Origin of the sequence: Streptomyces ipomoeae 91-03, from assembly GCF_000317595.1 — a bacterium.
GTDB lineage: Bacteria > Actinomycetota > Actinomycetes > Streptomycetales > Streptomycetaceae > Streptomyces > Streptomyces ipomoeae.
The window spans coordinates 14,618-34,994 of the sequence record NZ_AEJC01000213.1 but is presented as its reverse complement, the minus strand read 5'-3'; the positions used below and the strand labels follow the sequence as shown (position 1 = coordinate 34,994).

At 71.0% G+C, this 20,377-nt stretch carries 22 protein-coding genes and 1 pseudogene; 15 read left to right on the top strand and 8 right to left on the bottom strand.

Translation table 11 applies throughout. From position 1 onward, the window contains the following. A pseudogene (locus tag STRIP9103_RS14160) lies at positions 1–717 on the top strand (glutamate--cysteine ligase); the annotation flags it as partial. A gap of 265 nt (positions 718–982) precedes the next feature. Continuing rightward, the gene (locus tag STRIP9103_RS14155; protein WP_009310225.1) at positions 983–1,783 is read left to right on the top strand and encodes a CPBP family intramembrane glutamic endopeptidase; all 801 of its coding nucleotides are present in this window, start codon (positions 983–985) and stop codon (positions 1,781–1,783) included. 85 nt (positions 1,784–1,868) lie between these two features. Here STRIP9103_RS14155 and STRIP9103_RS14150 read toward each other — a convergent pair whose 3' ends face one another. Continuing rightward, on the bottom strand, positions 1,869–2,678 hold the full coding sequence (locus STRIP9103_RS14150; protein ID WP_009310246.1) for a PhzF family phenazine biosynthesis protein: 810 nt from the start codon (positions 2,676–2,678) through the stop codon (positions 1,869–1,871). Positions 2,679–2,828: 150 nt separating this feature from the next. Further along, complete coding sequence (locus STRIP9103_RS14145) at positions 2,829–3,404, bottom strand: dihydrofolate reductase family protein (RefSeq protein ID WP_048820268.1); 576 nt, start codon at positions 3,402–3,404, stop codon at positions 2,829–2,831. A gap of 182 nt (positions 3,405–3,586) precedes the next feature. Here STRIP9103_RS14145 and STRIP9103_RS46425 point away from each other — a divergent pair, with 182 nt between their 5' ends. After that, positions 3,587–4,225, top strand: coding sequence for a PadR family transcriptional regulator (locus STRIP9103_RS46425; protein ID WP_078613904.1), 639 nt, complete (start codon positions 3,587–3,589; stop codon positions 4,223–4,225). A gap of 108 nt (positions 4,226–4,333) precedes the next feature. Here the strand turns inward: STRIP9103_RS46425 and STRIP9103_RS14135 are convergent, their stop codons facing one another. Next, positions 4,334–4,762, bottom strand: coding sequence for a type II toxin-antitoxin system Rv0910 family toxin (locus STRIP9103_RS14135; protein WP_009310217.1), 429 nt, complete (start codon positions 4,760–4,762; stop codon positions 4,334–4,336). 336 nt (positions 4,763–5,098) lie between these two features. Here STRIP9103_RS14135 and STRIP9103_RS14130 point away from each other — a divergent pair, with 336 nt between their 5' ends. Further along, positions 5,099–5,668, top strand: coding sequence for a Clp protease N-terminal domain-containing protein (locus STRIP9103_RS14130; protein ID WP_009310222.1), 570 nt, complete (start codon positions 5,099–5,101; stop codon positions 5,666–5,668). A 122-nt stretch (positions 5,669–5,790) separates the two neighbouring features. Beyond that, positions 5,791–6,798, top strand: a complete 1,008-nt coding sequence (locus STRIP9103_RS14125) for an EamA family transporter (RefSeq protein ID WP_048820263.1) — start codon at positions 5,791–5,793, stop codon at positions 6,796–6,798. A gap of 140 nt (positions 6,799–6,938) precedes the next feature. On the opposite strand, the gene STRIP9103_RS14120 is transcribed toward STRIP9103_RS14125, so the two are convergent. Together STRIP9103_RS14120 and STRIP9103_RS14115 are read right to left on the bottom strand one after the other, a co-directional pair. Then, complete coding sequence (locus STRIP9103_RS14120; RefSeq protein WP_009310240.1) at positions 6,939–7,598, bottom strand: FMN-binding negative transcriptional regulator; 660 nt, start codon at positions 7,596–7,598, stop codon at positions 6,939–6,941. Beyond that, on the bottom strand, positions 7,592–8,284 hold the full coding sequence (locus STRIP9103_RS14115; RefSeq protein ID WP_009310234.1) for a pyridoxamine 5'-phosphate oxidase family protein: 693 nt from the start codon (positions 8,282–8,284) through the stop codon (positions 7,592–7,594). The genes STRIP9103_RS14120 and STRIP9103_RS14115 overlap by 7 nt, the downstream gene beginning before the upstream one ends. A gap of 35 nt (positions 8,285–8,319) precedes the next feature. On the opposite strand from STRIP9103_RS14115, the gene STRIP9103_RS14110 reads away from it, so the two are divergent. Further along, positions 8,320–9,651 (top strand): aminotransferase class I/II-fold pyridoxal phosphate-dependent enzyme, encoded by a 1,332-nt coding sequence (locus STRIP9103_RS14110; protein ID WP_009310219.1) that lies wholly within the window; start codon positions 8,320–8,322, stop codon positions 9,649–9,651. A gap of 196 nt (positions 9,652–9,847) precedes the next feature. On the opposite strand, the gene STRIP9103_RS14105 is transcribed toward STRIP9103_RS14110, so the two are convergent. Continuing rightward, on the bottom strand, positions 9,848–10,777 hold the full coding sequence (locus STRIP9103_RS14105) for a DMT family transporter (protein ID WP_009310228.1): 930 nt from the start codon (positions 10,775–10,777) through the stop codon (positions 9,848–9,850). A 74-nt stretch (positions 10,778–10,851) separates the two neighbouring features. Here STRIP9103_RS14105 and STRIP9103_RS14100 point away from each other — a divergent pair, with 74 nt between their 5' ends. Continuing rightward, positions 10,852–11,757: a LysR family transcriptional regulator gene (locus STRIP9103_RS14100; protein WP_009310241.1), complete on the top strand. Its 906-nt coding sequence runs from the start codon at positions 10,852–10,854 to the stop codon at positions 11,755–11,757. Positions 11,758–12,035: 278 nt separating this feature from the next. Here STRIP9103_RS14100 and STRIP9103_RS14095 read toward each other — a convergent pair whose 3' ends face one another. Next, positions 12,036–12,509 (bottom strand): pyridoxamine 5'-phosphate oxidase family protein, encoded by a 474-nt coding sequence (locus STRIP9103_RS14095; protein WP_009310233.1) that lies wholly within the window; start codon positions 12,507–12,509, stop codon positions 12,036–12,038. Between the two features lie 123 nt (positions 12,510–12,632). Between STRIP9103_RS14095 and STRIP9103_RS14090 the strand changes: the two genes are divergently transcribed. After that, the gene (locus STRIP9103_RS14090; protein ID WP_009310243.1) at positions 12,633–13,316 is read left to right on the top strand and encodes a cysteine hydrolase family protein; all 684 of its coding nucleotides are present in this window, start codon (positions 12,633–12,635) and stop codon (positions 13,314–13,316) included. On the opposite strand, the gene STRIP9103_RS14085 is transcribed toward STRIP9103_RS14090, so the two are convergent. Further along, positions 13,313–13,795: a Rieske (2Fe-2S) protein gene (locus tag STRIP9103_RS14085; protein ID WP_009310252.1), complete on the bottom strand. Its 483-nt coding sequence runs from the start codon at positions 13,793–13,795 to the stop codon at positions 13,313–13,315. The two genes, STRIP9103_RS14090 and STRIP9103_RS14085, sit on opposite strands and share 4 nt — an antisense overlap. 252 nt (positions 13,796–14,047) lie before the next feature. Here STRIP9103_RS14085 and STRIP9103_RS14080 point away from each other — a divergent pair, with 252 nt between their 5' ends. The 7 genes from STRIP9103_RS14080 (at position 14,048) to STRIP9103_RS14050 (ending at position 20,264) form a co-directional block, all read left to right on the top strand. Continuing rightward, a complete protein-coding gene (locus STRIP9103_RS14080; RefSeq protein ID WP_009310255.1) occupies positions 14,048–14,803 on the top strand; it encodes a HipA family kinase in 756 nt (251 codons plus the stop codon). Continuing rightward, complete coding sequence (locus STRIP9103_RS14075; protein WP_009310218.1) at positions 14,800–15,210, top strand: DUF3037 domain-containing protein; 411 nt, start codon at positions 14,800–14,802, stop codon at positions 15,208–15,210. The genes STRIP9103_RS14080 and STRIP9103_RS14075 overlap by 4 nt, the downstream gene beginning before the upstream one ends. A gap of 169 nt (positions 15,211–15,379) precedes the next feature. Further along, on the top strand, positions 15,380–16,141 hold the full coding sequence (fabG, locus tag STRIP9103_RS14070) for a 3-oxoacyl-ACP reductase FabG (protein WP_009310257.1): 762 nt from the start codon (positions 15,380–15,382) through the stop codon (positions 16,139–16,141). A 12-nt stretch (positions 16,142–16,153) separates the two neighbouring features. Then, a complete protein-coding gene (locus STRIP9103_RS14065; protein ID WP_009310245.1) occupies positions 16,154–16,918 on the top strand; it encodes an SDR family oxidoreductase in 765 nt (254 codons plus the stop codon). 188 nt (positions 16,919–17,106) lie between these two features. After that, complete coding sequence (locus STRIP9103_RS14060) at positions 17,107–18,687, top strand: ABC transporter substrate-binding protein (RefSeq protein ID WP_009310235.1); 1,581 nt, start codon at positions 17,107–17,109, stop codon at positions 18,685–18,687. Between the two features lie 191 nt (positions 18,688–18,878). Then, the gene (locus STRIP9103_RS14055) at positions 18,879–19,562 is read left to right on the top strand and encodes a uracil-DNA glycosylase (RefSeq protein WP_009310226.1); all 684 of its coding nucleotides are present in this window, start codon (positions 18,879–18,881) and stop codon (positions 19,560–19,562) included. Positions 19,563–19,742: 180 nt separating this feature from the next. Then, positions 19,743–20,264, top strand: a complete 522-nt coding sequence (locus STRIP9103_RS14050) for a tetratricopeptide repeat protein (RefSeq protein WP_048820267.1) — start codon at positions 19,743–19,745, stop codon at positions 20,262–20,264. Positions 20,265–20,377: the final 113 nt, after the last annotated feature.

The following is a 20,377-nucleotide window of genomic DNA, read 5'->3' as shown; positions in this document are numbered from 1 at the left end:
TCCTCGGCGTACGACCTCTTCGAGGAGAACCTGCGTTTCTTCCCGGCGCTGTTGCCCATCTGCGACGACGAGGATCCGATCGCCGTGCTTGACGCGGGCGGCGTGCCCTCGCTCGCCGAACTCACCCTGCACAACGGCACGGTGTACCGCTGGAACCGGCCGGTCTACGGCATCGCCGAAGGTGTCCCGCACCTGCGGGTCGAGAACCGGGTGCTGCCCGCCGGGCCGACCATCACGGACGTGATCGCCAACGCGGCCTTCTACTACGGGGTCGTACGCGCCCTCGCCGAGGAGTCGCGGCCCGTGTGGACCCGGCTGCCGTTCGAGGCCGCCGCCGCCAACTTCGACGAGGCGTGCCGGCACGGCGTCGAGGCGCGGTTGCAGTGGCCGCGGGGACGCTACGGCGGCGTGGGGCCGGTGGACGCGGTGCACCTCGTACGGGACGAGCTGCTGCCGCTGGCCGAGGCCGGGCTGGACGCGTGGGGTGTCGAGCCGGTCGACCGGGACTTCTACCTCGGGGTGATCGAGGAGCGCTGCCGGCGCCGGGTCAACGGGGCGTCCTGGCAGGTCGAAACGTTCCAACGGGCGCTGACCAAGGGCCTCGGACGCGATGCCGCGCTGGCCGCCACCACCCGCCGCTACTGCGAGCTGATGCAGGCCGGTGACCCGGTGCACACCTGGCCGGTGGGGCTGCCGGAGCCGGTGCCGCTGGGGTGAGGGGGACTTCTGGGTTGGTGCCGCCGGTGCGAGGAGGCGGCCTGCTTGGCCGGCATGCCGTCGCCGGAGCCCTCTGAGGCGCGCCACAGCTGAAGCGGCCGGCCCTTGAGGGCACGCCGCATGGCACGTGATCGGCTTCGTCACGTGACTGGCTTCGGAGGTACGCCGCGGTCGAGGTGGGAGGCCTGGAGGTACACCGCCGGAAAGATCTGGGGCGCCGCGGGTGATGATGGACCTTCGGCGGGCCGGACAACAGGAGGCGTGGGTGCAGGGGCAGGCGCAGTCGGTGGAGGATTCGTTGTCGCGGGAGCGGCCGTCCCGGCGGATCCTGAGGGACGAGACGCTGCTCGTGCTCGCGCTCTCGCTCGGGGCGAGCGGGGTGTCCGCGCTGATCAGCTTTATCGGCTCGGTCACCAAGCCGGGCGGGCTGAAGGACCAGGCGGCCACCATGAACGCCTCGGCCGCGCCGGGCCGGCCCTGGCTCGACCTCGCGTGGCAGCTCTTCGGGATCACGACCGCGCTGGTGCCCGTCGCACTGGTCGCGCACTTCCTGCTGCGTGAGGGCGCGGGGCTGCGCACGCTCGGCTTCGACCGTACGAAGCCGTGGTCGGACCTCGGTCGTGGGGCGGCGATCGCCGCGGTGATCGGCAGCACGGGCATCGCCTTCTATCTGGCGGCCCGTGGGCTGGGCTTCAACCTCACGGTGGTGCCGGAGGCGCTGCCCGAGGTGTGGTGGAAGTACCCGGTGCTGATCTTCTCCGCGATCCAGAACGCGGTCCTCGAAGAGGTGATCGTGGTCGGGTATCTGCTGCGCCGGCTCCAGCAGCTGGGCTGGTCACCGGGGAGCGCGCTGGCGGCCGGCTCGGTGCTGCGCGGGTCGTACCACCTCTACCAGGGCATCGGCGGGTTCGTCGGCAACATGGTGATGGGCGTGGTGTTCGTCTGTCTGTACCGGCGGTGGGGGCGGGTGGGCCCGCTTGTGGTGGCCCACTCGCTGCTCGACATCGGGGCGTTCGTCGGCTACGGACTGCTGGCGGGCAAGGTGGGTTGGTTGCCCACGGCGTGAGAGGCGTTGGCAGGGGCGTACGGCGGTGTCGTACGCCCCTTTCGTATGTCTCTGTTCGTATGCCTCTCTGCCACCCCGCCGGCTGTCAGGCCAGCAGTTCACCCTCGATGACGGTGACCGCTCGGCCGGTCAGCAGGGTGCGGTCGCCGCGGAGTTCGGTGTGGACGTGGCCCGAGCGCGGGGAGGCCTGGAGGCCGGTGAGGACGGGGCTGCCGAGGCGTTCGGACCAGAAGGGAGCGAGGGCGGTGTGGGCGCTGCCGGTGACCGGGTCCTCGTCGATGCCGACGTTCGGGAAGAAGCAGCGCGAGACGTAGTCGTGGCCGGCGGTGGGATCGGCGGCGCGGGCGGTGGCGATGACACCGCGCTCGGAGAAGCGGCCGAGGGCGCGGTGGTCGGGGCTGAGGCCGAGGACCGTTTTCTCGTCGGCGAGTTCGATCAGCAGGTCTCCCACCTTGGGACCGGTGTCGAACACGCCGAGCGGCACGGCGCCCAGGGCTTCGGCGACGCCCTCCGGGGCGGGGACCGGGGTGAGGGGAGCGGTCGGGAAGTCGAGGGTGAGGGCGCCGTCGGGCCGGGGAGTGGCGGTGAGGACTCCGCTGCGCGTGGCGAACCGTACCGGGCCCTCGTGGGCGCCCGTGGTGGTCAGGACGTGCGCGGTGGCCAGCGTGGCGTGGCCGCACATCTTCACCTCGGCGACGGGGGTGAACCAGCGCAGCGCCCAGTCGGCCTCGCCGCCCTCGGGGAGGGGGTGGGCGAACGCGGTCTCGGCGTGGTTGACCTCGCGGGCCACGTTCTGCAGCCAGGTGTCGTCCGGGAACGTGTCGAGAAGGAGGACCCCGGCCGGGTTGCCGGAGAAGGGGCGGTCGGTGAAGGCGTCGACGATACGAATGCGCATGGGGCGACGCTAGGCGGCGGGTGAGGGCGCGGGCCAAGGCCAATTCCGAGTGACTGGACCGGTTTTTCGGAGGCCGATCCCAGGTCTCGCCATGTCGCCGATTGTCGATCGTGTGCCCGCCGCCCTCGCCCCGACTGGTGTCGTCGCCCGCTATCGGCGGACCTTGTAGAGCAGGTGCAGCACACGGTCGCCCTGGATCCCGGTGTGCGGGTCTTCGAGCAGGTGCTGGGTGTCGACCGAGCCGAAGTAGCGCTTGCCCGAGCCGAAGTCCACGGGCACGACGTCCATCGCGACCTCGTCGACCAGGCCGAGGGCGAACGCCTGCCCGCCGACGTCGCCGGCGGCCACGGCGACGGTGCGGTCTCCCGCGAGTTCCTTGGCCTTCGCGACCGCCTGGGCGACGTCGTCGACGAAGTGGTACGGCGCCTCGGGGTGCCCTCCGTCGGGCTTGGGCCGATGCGACACCACGACCACGTGCTCGCCCGCCGGCGGCGACCCCTCCCAGCCGTTGGTGATGTCGAACACGTGACGCCCGACCACCAGCGCCCCGATGTTCGCCTGCATCGGCTTGACGTACTCCGCCGAGGCCTTGCTCACCCTGCCGCCGAAGTCGCCGAGCGGGACGTCGCCGTTGGAGTACCAGTCGAACAGCGGGCCGACCTGGTCGTGTCCGTCGGCGATGAAGCCGTCGACGGACACGACGTTGTGCATCACCACGGTGCTCATCCACATCTCCCAGGTGTTCGGAGGGCTTTGAGGCGGCCCTTCCTCCTTGCCTCTACAGACTCGGCGCGCCTCCGAAACTCATCGCCGCGCGGGCGACTTCTTTCGAGGGGCTTGTCGGGCGACAGTTCTCGATATATCGTTGAGGCATCGCGACCGATCAATGATGGAATGGAGTGATTGCGATGCGTCCCCATGGACAAGACTTCGGATTCGAGCGTGGACACGGACGCCGTGGTGGGGAGCACCACCGCGGACGAGGTGACTTCGAGGGGCTGCGTGCCGCCTTCGGGCCCTTCGGGCCGGGGCACGGTGGTCCCGGTGGCTTCGGGCCTTTCGGTCCGGGCCCCTGGGGCGGGCGGGGCCGCGGCGGACCCAGGGGAAGGGCGCGGCGCGGTGACGTACGCGCGTCGATCCTGGCCCTCCTCAAGGACCGGCCGATGCACGGCTACGAGATGATCCAGGAGATCGCCGAGCGCAGCGGCGGGGCGTGGAAGCCCAGCCCCGGTTCGGTGTACCCCACCCTTCAGTTGCTGGAGGACGAGGGGCTGATCATCAGCGAGACCGAGGGCGGCAAGAAGCTGTTCTCGCTCACCGAGGCCGGTCGCACCGTGGCAGATGACGGCCCCGACGCACCCTGGGAGGAGGCCTCGCGCGGTGTGGACTGGGAAGCGCTGAGCGAGATCCGGACGGCCGGCTTCGGCCTGATGGAGGCGTTCGGTCAGGTCTGGAAGACCGGCGACAAGGACCAGCGCGACAAGGCGCTGGCGGTGATCAACGAGGCCCGCAAGAAGCTGTATCTGATCCTTGCCGACGAGGACTGATCCTCTCGGTGGGGAGCAGGCGGTAGGCGGTAGGGCGTGAGAGTGCCCCGTGGAGTGTTTCCGCGGGGCACTCTCGTGTGTGCCGGGCGCGTACGTCGTGCGGCGGGGTCACGTCACCAGGGTGCCCAGCTTGCGCAGGGACTCGGTGAGGGCGGCCGTGGCGGAGTCCTTGAGTTTGCCCGACATCAGGGAGACGGCGGCGCCGGTGAAGCGGCCGTCGATGCGGACCGTCGTGGTGTCGCCGTCGGGCGTGAGGGTGTAGCGGGTGGCGAGATCGACGGCCATCGGACCCTTGCCGCGGATGGCCAGGGTCCGGGCGGGTTCGAGTTCGTCGATGGTCCACTCGACCTCCGCCGGGAAGCCCATGAGCTTCATGGTCTCCTGGAAGGTGCCGCCCACTTCGAGTCGCTCCGGACCGCCCTTGGGGAAGCCGGTGTGGGTCGTGTTCCACTCGCCGTACGCCGACCAGTCGACGAGCCGAGCCCAGACCTTCTCGGCGGGTGCCCCGATGCGTGCCTCCGCGCTGACATCGGCCATGCGACAACCCCTTCGTCTCGGACGGTGGTGTCGCGGAACGTAGCCGTGGGCGCCTCAACATTCAATACTGATGAACCGTCAGGAAGGTTCCGGGCGTGGGACGAGCGCCGGTGTGATCCGGTTGCGTACCGGGCGCTTGGCAAGGCGGCGCGCGCCCCTTGGGCGGGTCGGCTCGATCTCCTCCGCAGGGAGGAGACGGGAGTCGTCCGTACGCACCTGGGTGGGGGCCGAAGATGGTTCCTGCCGTGGATGACTCGAACCAGTGGGACTGATGAGGTGGGGTACGTGCGACCCCGTATTCCCCGGCAGTCGGCCGTAGACCACGGCCGGAACCATATGGAGTTCGAGGGCAGGCTCACCGATGAGCTGGCCTCGGTGGTGGCGGGTGCGCGCAGACGGGCGCTGCGGGACGGGGACCGGCAGATCGACACGGCCCATCTGCTGCACTCTCTCCTGGAGTCCGACCCCGAGGTCCGTGCCGTCTTCGACGGGCCGCAGATCGCCCGGCTGCTCGGCTATCTGGTGCAGCGCAGCATCGGCTACGGGCTGCGCTGGCAGATCGGCGTCGAGGACGCCGGTGCCGTAACCGGTATGCCGGGTACGCCGGGTTGGTCGCCGGTGGCGGCCCGGGCCATGACGCAGGCGTACGAGCGTGCCGTGCGGCGGGACGAGGAGCGTGCCCGTGGCGTCGATCTGCTCGCCGCGATCGTCGCGGCGCCGGCCTCGCGAGCGGTGCAGGTGCTGGGCAACGCGCGGGTCGATGCCGAGGTGCTGGCTCGGCGGATCGGGGACGGGGACAGGGGCAGGGGCGGGGGCAGAGGCGGCGACGTTGAGCTGTCGGCTCGGAGGGGTGCGGGCGACGGTGGAGAGCCGGTGAGGGGTTCGCGACCGGTACATGACCGGTGAGGGGTTCTCGTTCGGTGCGTGAATGGTGAGGGGCTTGGCGTTCGGCGCGGGGTCGGTGGGGCGGTCCGGCCAGTGAGACAGGAGTCATCCGGGGTGACGCTCCTGTCTTCGGCTGTCATCATGTGCCGGTGCATACGTCTCAGGGCAATCAGGGGCAGCGTGGGCGCGGCGTCGGGCTGGGGCTCGCGCTCGGGTCGGCGGTCGCCTTCGGTGGGTCGGGGGTCGCGGCCAAGCCGCTGATCGAGGCGGGGCTCGATCCGCTCCATGTGGTGTGGCTGCGGGTCGGGGGCGCCGCGCTGGTGATGCTGCCGTTGGCCGTGCGCCACCGGGCGCTGGTGCGGCGGCGACCCGCGCTGCTCGCCGGGTTCGGGCTGCTGGCCGTGGCCGGTGTACAGGCCTTCTACTTCGCCTCCATATCGCGCATACCGGTCGGGGTCGCGCTGCTCGTCGAGTATCTGGCGCCGGCGCTCGTTCTCGGCTGGGTGCGGTTCGTGCAGGGCCGGCCGGTGACGCGGGCCGCCGCCGTCGGGGTCGTCCTCGCGGTCGGCGGCCTCGCTTGCGTCGTGGAGGTGTGGTCGGGGCTGCGCTTCGACGTGCTGGGGCTGCTGCTCGCGCTCGGGGCGGCCTGTTGTCAGGTGGGGTACTTCGTGCTCTCCGATCAGGGCAGCGAGGCGGGGGAGAGCGCGCCGGATCCGCTCGGCGTGATCGCGTACGGGCTGCTGGTCGGCGCCGTCGTGCTCACGGCTGTGGCTCGGCCGTGGGGCATGGAGTGGGGGGTGCTCGGGGGAACCGTGCGGATGGGGACGACGCCGGTTGCCGCGTGGGTGTTGCTCGGGTGGGTGGTGCTGATCGCCACGGTTGTCGCGTATATCACCGGGGTGGTGGCTGTGCGGCGGTTGTCTCCGCAGGTGGCGGGGGTTGTGGCGTGTCTTGAGGCGGTTGTCGCGACGGGGCTTGCCTGGGTGCTGCTCGGGGAGCGTTTGTCGGTGCCGCAGATGGTGGGTGGGGTGGTTGTGCTGGTCGGGGCGTATGCCGCTCAGCGCGCCGCTCCCGCGAAGCCGTCGAGTGGGCCGGTGGTGACCGGAGAGGGTGACTTCGAGCCGGAGCTGTCGGTGGGGAGTAGCCGGTAAGCGCCGCTGGGGAGTTGTACGTGGCCGGGCTGTGGGGGCGATTGTCGTTGCCGGCGCCCCGCGGCGGAGCCGCACATCGACAGAGCTCCGTGCCCCTTGCTGGACGGCGGCGTGCCCTGCAGTGCAGTCACCGGCGCGCCCTACCGTGCAGTCGGCGGCCAGAGGCCACGTCGCCTCAGTTGGTGCTGTTGTGCCGCCGCGTCGCCGGGGCCGCCCCGCGCCGCCAGGTTCGCCACGATGCGGTTCTGGACCTCCTCCGGGCGGTGGGCGCCGTACTTGAACTTGGCTCGCACGGCCGTTACTTCGAGGCGCAGGCCGCGTAGGCCCGGGAGCATGCGGCCGTAGGGGGAGTCGTCCGCGGCTGCGGTGGCCGAGCCGCCCTCTGGTTGGAAGTGGCCGAGTTGGTGGTTGAGGAGGGCGGCCTTTTCTGTGGGGTCGTCGACCATGTGGGCCACACAGTGGAGTTGGACGGCGGCGTAGAAGCTGGTCGGGGTGCCGTGCTCGGGTGGGCTGTCGGGTGGGGCCTGCCAGGGGCCGGGGATGTAGACGTAGTCGTCGACGACGCTCAGGACGACCTCGGGGTTGGCCGCCAGGGCGGGCCACATGGGGTTGGGGCGGGCCAGGTGGGTGAGGGCCGTGCCGTGTTCGCCGGCGTCGGGGTCGTAGACGAAGTGCAGGGGCTGGATGTACGGCGGATCCCCGGGCAGGCCGTTGACGGCGAGCTGACCGAAGTCGTGGGTGGTGAGCCAGCGTTGCCATTCGGTGTCGTCGCGGGGGGCGTCCCAGGGGTGGATCAGCATGACAGGGCCTTGAGGTAGTCGGGGAGTTCGGTGCCGGGGGCCAGGTCCGGGTCCGGGACGGGGGTCTCGTAGCCCTTGCGGAGGGGGACGACGCCGGCCCAGTGGGGGAGGGAGAGGTCCTCGGGCTCGTCGTTGACACCGCCGGTGCGGGTCTTGGCGGAGACCTCGTTCAGATCGAGGCGGATCACGGCGGTGGCGGCGAACTCCTTGGGGTTGGCGGGCCGGGAGTCCCGCGACCGGCCGGGGACGACATGGTCCACGAGGGCATCGAGGGCGATCCGCCGCTCCTCCGGGTCCGTGACCTGGTGGGCGATGCCGTGGACGACCACGGAGCGGTAGTTGATCGAGTGGTGGAAGCCCGACCGGGCCAGGATCAGGGCGTCGACATGGGTGACCGTGAGGCAGACGGGGAGGCCGGGGTCGGCCTTGCCTGTCATCCGCAGCGGGCGCGAGCCCGTCGAGCCGTGCACGTAGAGCGTCTCACCGACCCGTCCGTACAGCGTGGGCAGTACCACCGGGGCGCCGTCGCGGACGAAGCCGAGATGGCAGACGTACCCCTCGTCGAGGATCGCGTGCACCATGTCCTTGTCGTACGAGGCCTTGTGCGCGGACCGGGTGGGGACGGTGCGGTCGGTGGGGGTGTAGGCGGCGGGCGTGGGCGGCGTCGACTGCTGGGTCCCCGTCATTGCGCTCTCCATTGCACTAGTGCATAATTTGTTTTGTGCTAGGAGAATACACAATCGCGGGGCGGCGTGCGGCGGAGATTGCGGCCAGCGTCGAGCGGGCGGTGGGTGCGGGAGAGCTGGAGCCCGGACAACTGCTGCCTCCCATGCGGGAGTTGGCGGAGCGGTTGGGGGTGAATCCGAACACCGTCGCGGCCGCCTATCGCACGCTGCGCGAACGCGGGGTCATCGAGACCGCCGGGCGGCGGGGGAGCCGGGTGCGGCCCCGACCCGCCACCACCGGGCGCGAGAACATCCGGGTCGAGGTGCCGGAGGGGGTGCGGGACCTGGCCGACGGAAACCCCGATCCGGCGCTGCTGCCGGGCCTCAAGGAGGCGTTCGCCGCAGCCGCCGAGCAGGGTGACCGCGAGCCGGTGCTGTACGGGGCGGGGCCCGTGGAGCCCGAGTTGGCCCGGATCGCGCGGGCGGACCTGGACGCGGACGGGGTGCCGGACGGGCCGATCGCCGTCACCTCCGGGTCGCTGGACGCCATCGAGCGGGTCCTCGCCGTGCACCTGAAACCCGGGGACGCCGTCGCCGTCGAGGACCCCGGCTGGGGGAGCATGCTCGACCTGGTACCGGCGCTCGGGCTGCGTGTCGCCCCGGTCGGCGTCGACGACGAGGGGCCGCTCCCCGGCGACGTACGACACGCGCTGAAGGGCGGAGCGCGCGCCCTGGTCGTCACCGACCGGGTGCAGAACCCGACCGGAGCCGCGCTCAGCGCCTCACGCGCGCGTGCCCTGCGGTCCGTGATCCAGGAGTACCCCGAGACCCTGCTCATCGAGGACGATCACGGCCACCGCATCGTCGACCTGCCCCTGCACCCGCTGGCCGGTGTCACCCACCACTGGGCGTTCGTACGGTCGGTCGCCAAGGCGTACGGCCCCGATCTGCGGCTCGCGGTGCTCACCGGGGACGCCGCCACCGTCGACCGGGTACGGGGGCGGCAGCGGCTGGGGCCGGGCTGGGTGAGCCGACTGGTGCAGCGGGCCGTCGTACGGCTGTGGGCCTCCGGGGCGGTGGACGCGCGGGTCGTGGCGACGGCGTACGGGAAGAAGCGGCAGGGGCTGATCGACGCGCTCGCGGAGCGTGGGGTCGAGGCGCACGGCGTGAGCGGGATGCATGTGTGGATCCGGGTTCCGGACGAGACCGGCGCGGTCGCCCGGCTGCTGCACGCCGGCTGGGCCGTGGCGCCGGGCGCCCGCTTCCGGATGAACGCGGCGCAGGGGATCCGGATCACGATCTCCTCGCTGACCGAGGAGGAGGTCGAGAGGCTGGCGGACGCCGTGGCCTCGGCGATCGGGCCGGTGGAGGCGGACGGGTATGCGTGACGGCGGGGTCGGGTGGGGACCGGCAGGGGCGAGAGGCGCGGCGGGGTGGCGAGTGAGGGGGAGATGGGGGCGCCGAGGGCGAAGGGAGACGCCGCCGTGCGCACCCGCGCCGCACGGCCGTCCGACTGCCCGCGGCGGTGATCGGGGCCGCCCCCGGCAGAGGGTGAGGGCCGGGGGCGGGCAGTGAAAGGCGGTGCTACGTGCGGGGCTTGGCCTGGGTGAGGGCCGCGCCCGCCAGGACTATCGCCGCGCCGACCGGTGTCGACCAGGTGAGGGACTCGCCGAGGAGGGCGACGCCCGCGGCCGTGGCGATCACCGGGATGAAGTAGGTGACCATCTGGGCGGTCGTCGGGCCGACTTCGGAGACGAGTCCGTACTGGACGAGCATGGCGACGCCCGTGCCGAGGGCGCCCAAGGCGATCACCGCCAGCAGCGGCAGCACCGGGAAGCTGCTCGGCAGGGTGGTGAACAGCGGGGTGACGACGGCCAGTTGGACGGTGGCCAGCAGCAACTGGGCGCCGGTGAGGGAGAGGTGGGAGTGGCCGGTGCCGGCCAGGGTACGGCGGACGTAGATCCAGCCGATCGGGTAGCTGAGCGAGGCCAGCAGGGCCATCGCGGTCCCGGTGGCGTTCAGGCCGTTGAAGCCCTGCCAGGCGCCGAGGACGGTGAGGACGCCGAGGAAGCCCAGGCCCAGACCGGCGACCCGGACGCGGGTCGGGCGGTCCTCGGAGAGCGCGACCAGGGAGAGGGCCATGCCCCACAGGGGCGAGGTGGCGTTGCAGATGCCGGCGAGCGTGGACGGGATCGTCAGCTCCGCGTACGCGAAGAGCGAGAACGGCAGGGCGTTGAGGAGGAGGGCCGCCACCGCGAGATGCCCCCAGGTGCGGGCGCCGCGCGGCAGCCGCTCCCGCTTCACCGCCATCGCCGCCGCGAGGACCGCCGTGCCGAACAGCAGCCGCCCGAAGGTGACCTGGAAGGGCGCGTACGCCTCCGTACCCACCTTGATCAGGAGGAAGCTGAAGCCCCAGACGAGGGAGAGGAAGGCGAAGCGCAGCCGCCAGTCGACGGTCCTGCGGCGGGCTTCGGAGGTATGGGCGGGGGTGCGGGAGACGGTGGCCGTGGTCATGGACGCAACGATCCTGGACACAACCTCGTAGTACAAGCGAGATTTATTGAGCTGAATCTCGTAGCATCGCTTACATGTTGAATCTGGAGCGCCTGCGCACCCTCGACGCCCTCGCCCGGCACGGCTCCGTCAGCGGGGCGGCCGAGGGGCTGCATGTGACGACCTCCGCCGTCTCGCAGCAGATGGCCAAGCTGGAGCGTGAGGTGGGACAACGGCTGCTCGCCAAGAACGGGCGGGGGGTGCGGCTCACCGACGCCGGGCGGCTGCTCGCCGACCATGCCGCGCGGATCCTGTCCCAGGTCGAGCTGGCGCAGTCGGATCTGGAGGCGCAACGGGGACAGGTCGTCGGTGAGCTGCGGCTCGCCGCGTTCCCGACGGCCGTGCGGGGACTGTTCCCCGCCGTCTTCCGCGCGCTGCGGGACGACCATCCGGCGCTGCGCGTGCGGTCGCGTGAGCTGGAACCCGAGCTTGCGATCAGTGCGGTGATACGGGGCGACGCGGACCTGGCCGTGGTGCTCGACTGGTACAACAAGCCCCTGCCAGTGCCCGAAGGGCTTGCCAGGGCCGCCATCCTCGACGACGCCGTGGAGATCGCGCTGCCCGAGGGGCACGTGCTGGCCGGCCGGGACGAGATCGACCTGGAGGAGTTGGCGGACGAGTCGTGGATCGCGTGGCCCGAGGGCGAGTTCTGCCACGAGTGGCTGCTCTACACGCTGCGCGCCAAGGGCGTCGAGCCCCGTATCGCCCACCGGGCCGGTGAGCACCACACCCAACTCGCCCTGGTCGCCGCCGGGTTGGGCGTGTGCATCGCGCCCCGGCTGGGCCGCGATCCGATGCCGGGCGGGGTGCGGACCGTGCCGGTGCGGCATCGGGTCCGGCGGAGCGTCTACGCCGTCTGGCGCGCGGACGCCGATCGACGGCCCTCGATCAGGGCGGCCGTGGAGGCGTTGGTGGCGGCGGGGGAGGCGTGCGGGGGGTAGGGCTGGGGGTGCCGGGGGCTTCGCTCCGGGGTGGCTTCGCTCCGGGGTGGCTTCGCTCCGGGGTGGCTTCGCTCCGGGGTGGCTTCGCAACGGCCGGCTCGCCTTGGGCGGGCGGGGGTGGGTTTCGCTCACCGGCGCTGGAAGGGTGCCGCTGCGCCCACCCTTCCCCACTCTCGACTTCTCCCCCACTCTCGACTTCGCCCCGGCGGCACGATTGCCCGCAGTCGCGTGGAGTGGAGATCGGTCCGGCCGGACCGGCCATCGCGCGGACGCGTGGGTCACCCTCCCAAGGACCCCAGTTTGCGGAAGTCCCAGGAAGTCGTCGTCTCCGGGGTCAGGCGTAGCCATGCGTGTCTGGCGTCATGGGGCATGGCGTCGAGGTCGAAGTTCTTGCGGGCGAACAGGCGCTCCACCTCTACGAGTTCGGGGTTCGGCTCGCCGGTGCGCGGTACCTCGCCGACCACCTCGAAGGTGCCGGACAGTTCGACGCCCCGCAGTTCGCCGTACTCCTCGCCGGCGTCGATCACCACGGCGACGCGCGGATCGCGGCGCAGGGCCGCCCAGCGCTTGCTGCGGGTGATCGAGTACAGCCACAGCGAGGTGCCGTCCCAGACGAACCAGAGCGGGCTGACGTGCGGGGCTCCGTCCGCGGAGACCGTCGCGACCCGGCAGGTCCGCTGCGTGCTCAGGAACTCGTCCAGCTCTCCGGGCTCCATCATGATCTTCCGGCCCCGGCGCTGAGTGGCGGCCATGGATTTCCCCTCCGCTGACGTGCTGTCGCAGATGTGGCGCCAGAAGAGCATGGGCCAGTCTTCCGACCGTGCGCAAGGGACGTTACGCTCGCCCGCCCCGACCGCCGGTGACAAGGGGACACCATGCCGTCGTACGCGAGTGAGTCGAAAAGGCACCGCGAGTTGAGCGAACTCCTCGACCCCGGTACCGCCGTGCTGCTCACCGTCGAGTGTCAGCAGGGCGTCGTCGGACCGGAGAGCGCGCTGCCCGAACTCGCCGCGGAGGCCCGCTCGTCGGGGGCGCTCGGCAATGTGGCCCGGCTGGTCGCCGCGGCCCACGGGAGCGGGATGCAGGTCGTCCACGCCATCGCCGAGCGGCGGCCCGACGGGCGGGGCTCGAACCACAACGCCCGCCTGTTCCACGCGGCCGAACGGCTTCCCGTACGGCAGCTGACGGGCACCACGGCCGTACGCGTAGCACCGCCCATCGAGGTGGCCGAGGAGGACCTGGTCGTACGGCGGCTGCACGGGCTGTCCCCGCTGGCCGGCACCGACGTCGACGCGCTGCTGCGCAACCTCGGCTGCCGCACCCTGATCGTCACCGGCGTCTCGGCCAACGTGGCCGTCCCGAACACGGTGTTCGACGCCGTGAACCTCGGCTACACGGTCGTCGTGCCCCGGGACGCCATCGCGGGGGTGCCCGCCGAGTACACCCCCGCGATGATCCGCCACACCCTCGCGTTGGTCGCCACGGTCGCGACCACGGACGAGGTGCTGGGCTGTCTCGGACGGCCCGGCGGCGGAGTCGAGGTATCCGACAAACGTTAGGCCAACATGATCGACTCGCCGCTGACGCTGACCTTCTTCTCGGGCAGCGCCTCGGTCGCCGGACCGCTCTTCACGCTGCCGTCGGCGATCGAGAAGTTGCTGTTGTGACAGGGGCAGTTGATCACGCCGTCGGCGATCGACTTCACCGCGCACCCTCGGTGCGTGCATGTGGAGGAGAAGGCCTTGTACGTGCCCGCCTCGGGCTGGGTGACGACGACGCCCTCGCTCTCGAAGATCTTTCCGCCGCCCTCGGGGATGTCGGACGTCTTGGCGATCTCGGTGCCGCCGCCCGAGCCGCCGCTGCTCGCGTCACTGCTCGCGCTGCTACCGGCGTCGCCGCCGGACGAGGCCGACGAACTGGAGGAGTCGTCCTCCGACCCGCACGCGGTCAGCGCGACGGCGAGCCCCGCCACGCCGGCCGCCGTGACGACGGTACGACGGGCCGGTTCCATCGCGGGTTTGATCGTTTCGCTGGTCATGCAGACGATTCCTTCCGATTTCGCTTTGCGCCTTCGCCCATGGATACGTGCCTGCGCGCGAAGACGCTCATGGACGCCCGGGGACGCCCAGGGGCACACGGGCCGGTGCTTGAATATTCAGACACGTGGCCCATCTTCACCTGTCCGACATCACAACGGCGTCAAGGACAGCTGTCGTAAAGCTGTCGGTCGGGCGCCGCGGCCCGACGGGTCGCGTCCGGGCGGCTTCGATCGTCCCAGTAACCTGGGGCGATGCTCAAGGAAGTCAGGGCCACCCGGTACATCACGCCGTTGCGCGAGGGCGGCTCCCTCCCCGGGCTCGTCGAGGCCGACGATCGCGGGACGTATGTCCTGAAGTTCACCGGCGCGGGACAGGGCCGCAAGACGCTGGTCGCGGAGGTGGTCTGCGGTGAGCTGGCCCGGCGGCTCGGGCTGCGCGTCCCCCGCCTCGTGACCGTCGACCTCGACCCGGTCCTCGGCCTCGGGGAGCCCGAGGAGCAGGTGCAGGAGTTGCTGAAGTCCAGCGGCGGCACCAACCTCGGCATGGACTTCCTGACCCGGGCGATCGGCTTCGACCCGCTCGCCTTCCCGGTGAGCCCCGAGGAGGCCGGGCGGATCGTCTGGTTCGACGCGCTGATCAACAACGTCGACCGCTCCTGGCGCAACCCCAACATGCTGATGTGGCACGGCGAGCTGTGGCTCATCGACCACGGCGCCACCATGATCTGGCACCACCACTGGCCCGGCGCCCGCGCCTCCGCCGCCAAGCCGTACGACGCCTCCGACCACGCCCTCGCGCCCTTCGGCCCCGATGTCGCGTCGGCCGCCGCCGAGCTCGCGCCCCTGGTCACCGAGGAACTGCTCGCCGAGGTGACCGCCGAGATCCCGGACGTCTGGCTGGCCGACGAGCCCGGCTTCGACACACCGGACGCGCTGCGGCGGGCGTACGCGGAGCCGCTGCTCGCGCGGGCCGCCGGCATCCACGAACGCATCGAGGGGATCAAGTGAGCGACCGCTTCCTGGGGACCGGGGCGACCGGGCAGGACGTCTACGAGTACGCGCTGCTGCGCGTCGTACCGCGGATCGAGCGCGGCGAGTGCTTCAACGCCGGTGTGCTGGTCTACAGCCGGTCCCGGGCCCTGGTGGCGGCGCGCACCCATCTGGACGAGTCCAAGCTGCTCGCCCTGGACCCCGGGGCGGACGTGGCGGGCGTACGGGCCGCGCTGCGGGCCGTGGAGGGGGTGTGCGCCGGGGGTGCGGCGGCGGGGCAGGCCGCCCGTGACGACGCCGGCCGGCGGTTCCGGTGGCTGGTCGCGCCGCGTTCCACGGTCGTCCAGGCCGGGCCCGTGCACACCGGGCTCACCTCGGATCCGGCGGCGGAGGCGGAGCGGTTGCTCGATCTGCTCGTCAAGTGAGGACCCGGCGACACACCGACGGCGGGCCGGGGTAAGGGATCACACCTGGTCGGGCGTTGACACCGAGTGCCGGGACTTCTAGCGTCACGTGTGCTGAAGGTACTAAGCGGTCGCTCACCGAATGGGCGGCGCCGCAGGAGTCGTATCTCAAGGGCGAGGAGAACCAGCAATGTCCACCACTGAGCAGCGTGTCGCCGTGGTCACGGGTGGCGCGCGCGGCATCGGCGCCGCGACCGCCGTACGGCTGGCCGCCGAGGGGCGTGCCGTCGCGGTGATCGACCTCGACGAGGCCGCGTGCAAGGACACCGTGGAGAAGATCACCGCCGCCGGCGGCAAGGCGCTCGCGGTCGGCTGCGACGTCTCCGACGAGGCCCAGGTCGAGGCCGCCGTCGCCCGGATCGCCGAGGAACTGGGCGCGCCGACGATCCTGGTGAACAACGCGGGTGTGCTCCGCGACAACCTGCTGTTCAAGATGAGCGTGTCCGACTGGGACACGGTCATGAACGTGCACCTGCGCGGGGCCTTCCTGATGTCCAAGGCCGTCCAGGGGCACATGGTGGAGGCCAAGTTCGGCCGGATCGTCAATCTCTCCTCCTCGTCCGCGCTGGGCAACCGCGGCCAGGTCAACTACTCCGCCGCCAAGGCAGGTCTGCAGGGCTTCACCAAGACCCTCGCCATCGAGCTCGGCAAGTTCGGCATCACCGCCAACGCCGTCGCCCCCGGCTTCATCGCCACCGACATGACCGCCGCGACCGCCGAGCGCGTGGGCATGGGCTTCGAGGAGTTCAAGGCCGCGGCTGCCACCCAGATCCCGGTGCAGCGTGTCGGCGAGCCCGACGACATCGCCAACGCGATCGCCTTCTTCACCGGTGAGGCCGCCGGATTCGTCTCCGGCCAGGTGCTGTACGTCGCCGGCGGGCCGCTCAACTAGGGGACAGGGAACATGACTTCTGAACTGCCCGAGCTCTCGGGCAAGGTCGCCCTCATCACCGGCGCCAGCCGCGGCATCGGCTACGGCATCGCCGAGGCCCTCGTCGCGCGCGGTGACCGGGTGTGCATCACGGGCCGCAACGAGGACGCCCTCAAGGAGGCCGTCGAGAAGCTCGGCGCGGACCGCGTCATCGGCGTCGCCGGCAAGGCTCACGACGAGGCCCACCAGGCCCTCGCCGTCGAACGCACGATGGAGGCCTTCGGCCGCGTCGACTTCCTGGTCAACAACGCCGGTACGAACCCGGTGTTCGGGCCGATCGCCGACCTCGACCTGAACGTGGCCCGCAAGGTGTTCGAGACCAATGTGGTCTCGGCGCTCGGCTTCGCCCAGCGGACCTGGCACGCCTGGCAGAAGGACAACGGCGGCGCGATCGTCAACATCGCCTCCGTCGCCGGTGTCTCCGCCTCGCCGTTCATCGGCGCGTACGGCATCAGCAAGGCCGCCATGATCAACCTGACCCTGCAGTTGGCGCACGAGTTCTCGCCCAGGGTGCGGGTCAACGCGATCGCGCCCGCCGTGGTGAAGACCAAGTTCGCTCAGGCCCTGTACGAGGGCCGGGAGGCGGAGGCAGCCGCCGCCTATCCGCTCGGCCGGCTCGGTGTACCCTCCGACATCGGTGGCGCCGCCGCCTTCCTCACCTCCGAGCAGTCCGACTGGATCACCGGCCAGACGCTCGTGGTGGACGGCGGCATCTTCCTCAAGGCCGGCACCGGCTGAGCCTCTGCGACGGGTGCCGGTGGCCGTTTCACCGAACGCCACCGGCGCCTGCCCGGAACCCTCACAGGGGCTCCGGAACGCCGTCACAAGAGAGCTGATCAAGGGCACTGCCAGGCGGGCGGGAGCGACCGGCGGGGCCTGCGGTATCGTTCGGCCACTCTTGGTACGGCATTTCGAGGAGCATGCACGTGTTCAACCGGAACCGATACTTGCCGCCTCTCGCGGCGATCGCGTCCATATCCATGGTGACCGGGTGTGGTGTGTTCTCCTCGGACGCCTCCGGCGACGCGGACCCGATCGTCGTGGGGACCACCAGCCCGCCCAGCACGCTGGACCCGGCAGCCGCCTGGGACAGCTCCTGGGAGCTGATGCGCAATGTCTTCCAGCCCCTGCTGAACTACTCGCCCGGCGGGGCCGAACCCGAGCCCGACGCCGCCGAGAGCTGCGAGTTCACCGACAGCTCCAGCACGACGTACAGCTGCACGCTGCGCGAGGGCCTGAAGTTCTCCAACGGGCACACGCTGGACGCCAAGGCCGTCAAGCACTCCTTCGACCGGATCAAGAAGATCAACGTCAACGGCGGCCCCGCCGGTCTGCTGACCACCCTGTCCCGGGTGCAGACGAAGGGCGACCGCGAGGTCGTCTTCCATCTCAGCCAGCCCGACGCCACCTTCCCCCTCGTGCTGACCACGCCCGCCATGTCGATCGTGGACCCCGAGGAGTACCCGGCGGACAAGCTCCGCGACGACGGCAAGGTCACCGGCTCGGGGCCGTACAACCTGTCCTCCTTCGAGGAGGGCAAGGACGCCGTGCTCGTCCGCAACGACAGCTACAAGGGCCTGGCCGACCTCAAGAACGACGCCGTCACCATCCGCTACTTCCAGCAGTCCTCCGACGTGGTCAAGGCCCTGAAGGACAAGGAGATCGACGTCATCTACCGCGGTCTCGGCGCCTCGGACATCGTGGACATCCAGGCCAACCACGACGACGAGGGGCTCCAGATCGTGGAGAACCCCACCACCGAGATCAGCTACCTGGTGTTCAACCCCAAGGACACCTGGGCCAAGAACCCCGCGGTCCGCAAGGCGGTCGCCCAGGTCCTCGACCGGCCGGCGCTCGCCCACAACATCTACAAGGACACCGTCGAGCCGCTGTACTCCATGATCCCCAGGGGTCTGGTGGGCCACACCACGGGCTTCTTCGACGACTACGGCAACCCCAGCGCGTCCAAGGCCAAGAAGATCCTCCAGGACGCCGGCATCACCGAGCGCGTCCCGCTGACCCTCTGGTACACCACCGACCGCTACGGCTCCCAGACCAAGCCCGCCTTCGAGGAGCTGAAGCGGCAGCTGGAGTCGTCCGGCCTGTTCACGATCACGCTGAAGAGCCGCCCCTGGAAGACCTACTCGGAGGGCTACCAGAAGGGCGAGTACCCGGTGTTCGGGCGAGGCTGGAACCCCGACTTCAACGACGCCGACAACTTCATCGCGCCCTTCGTCGGCGAGCAGAACGCGCTCGGCACCCCGTACGACGCCCCCGAGATCACCGACAAGCTGCTGCCGGAGTCGCGCGCGGAGAGCGACCGCGGGGCCGTGGTCGAGGAGTTCGAGGAGGCACAGCAGATCCTCGTGGACGACGCCCGGCTGATCCCGCTGTGGCAGGGCAAGGCGTACACGGCCGCGAACGAGGAGATCGCCGGCCTGGAGAAGGTCATCGACCCCGCGACCATGATGATCATGTGGGAGCTGTCCCGGAAGACCAGCTGGTAGGTCCGGGGACCCGCTGGTGGTTCCGAGGACCGGCTGGTAGGTCCGAGGACCTGCTGGTAGTTCGGGTGGCCTGCCCCGATTGTCAGTGGGCGCCTGTAGGTTCTGTGCTCTACGACGGCCGCGCCTGGCGCGGCCGTCCATGGCCGCATGTTCCGCGGCCGTGAAATGAACGCACACCGGAGGAAGTTGACGTGACCGACATCGCCATGCTGCCCGAGTCCTGGCGCGGGGTCCTGGGGGACGAGCTGCAGCAGCCCTACTTCAAGGAACTCACCGAGTTCGTCGAGGAGGAGCGTGCCAAGGGTCCCGTCTACCCTCCGCGTGAGCAGGTCTTCGCCGCCCTCGACGCCACACCGTACGAGAGCGTCAAGGTGCTGATCCTCGGCCAGGACCCCTACCACGGCGAGGGCCAGGGCCACGGCCTGTGCTTCTCCGTGCGGCCGGGCGTGAAGACCCCGCCCTCCCTGCGGAACATCTACAAGGAGATGCAGGCGGAGCTGGGCACCCCGATCCCGGACAACGGCTATCTGATGCCGTGGGCCGAGCAGGGCGTGCTGCTGCTCAACGCGGTCCTCACCGTCCGCGCCGGCGAGGCCAACTCGCACAAGGGCAAGGGCTGGGAGAAGTTCACCGACGCCGTGATCCGCGCGGTCGCCGACCGGCCCGACCCGGCCGTCTTCGTGCTGTGGGGCAACTACGCGCAGAAGAAGCTCCCGCTCATCGACGAGGAGCGCCACATCGTGGTCAAGGGCGCGCACCCCTCGCCGCTGTCCGCCAAGAAGTTCTTCGGCTCCCGCCCCTTCACCCAGATCAACGAGGCCGTCGCCCGGCAGGGCCACGAGCCGATCGACTGGACCATCCCGAACCTGGGCTGACCCGCCGCGACCCGGGAGGACCGCCGCGCCCGCGCCCGGCCACCGGCTGTCCACCGCCCGCCCGTACGGCCGCCGGGGCGCCCCGGCGGCCGTACGGGGCCGCCTCGCCGCGATTGTCAGTGGCTGGGCCTAACGTCGGGAGGGACAGGCGTGGCAGGGGCGAGAGGTGTGGAGGACGCGGTGGCGGAGCGACAGGAGCAGACGGCGCCGGACGCCATGATGACCAGGATCGGGCAGGTGGTCATGCTGCACCACGCCGGAGACCGGGAGGAGGCCCGGGACCGGTTCCTGAAGCTGTGGGCGGAGATCGGGGAGGACGGCGATCCGCTCCACCGCTGCACCCTGGCGCACTACATGGCCGACACCCAGGACGCTCCGGAGGAGGAACTGCTCTGGGACCTCAGGGCGTTGTCGGCGGCGGACGAACTGACCGACGGGCGGGTGGCCGAGCACCACGACGGGCTCGCGGTGCGCGCCTTCTACCCCTCACTGCACCTGAACCTCGCCGCCGACTACACCAAGCTCGGCCGCCCCGAGGCCGCCCGCAGTCATCTGGGCCTCGCCAAGGGCGCGATCGGCGCGCTGGGCGACGACAGCTACGGCGACGGCATCCGGGCCGGCATCGAGCGACTGGAGACCCGGCTCGACGAGGAGGGACCCTCCGGAGAGCCGACGCAGGGGCCGCCGAGACAGCGGCCCTAGCCGGAGCCCGAGTGGTCTCAGGGCGGGCGATCACCTCTCCCCGAAGCCGAAGCCGAAGCCGAAGCCGAAGCCGAAGCCGCAGTCGAGGCCTGGGGTCGGCGCCCACCACGCCC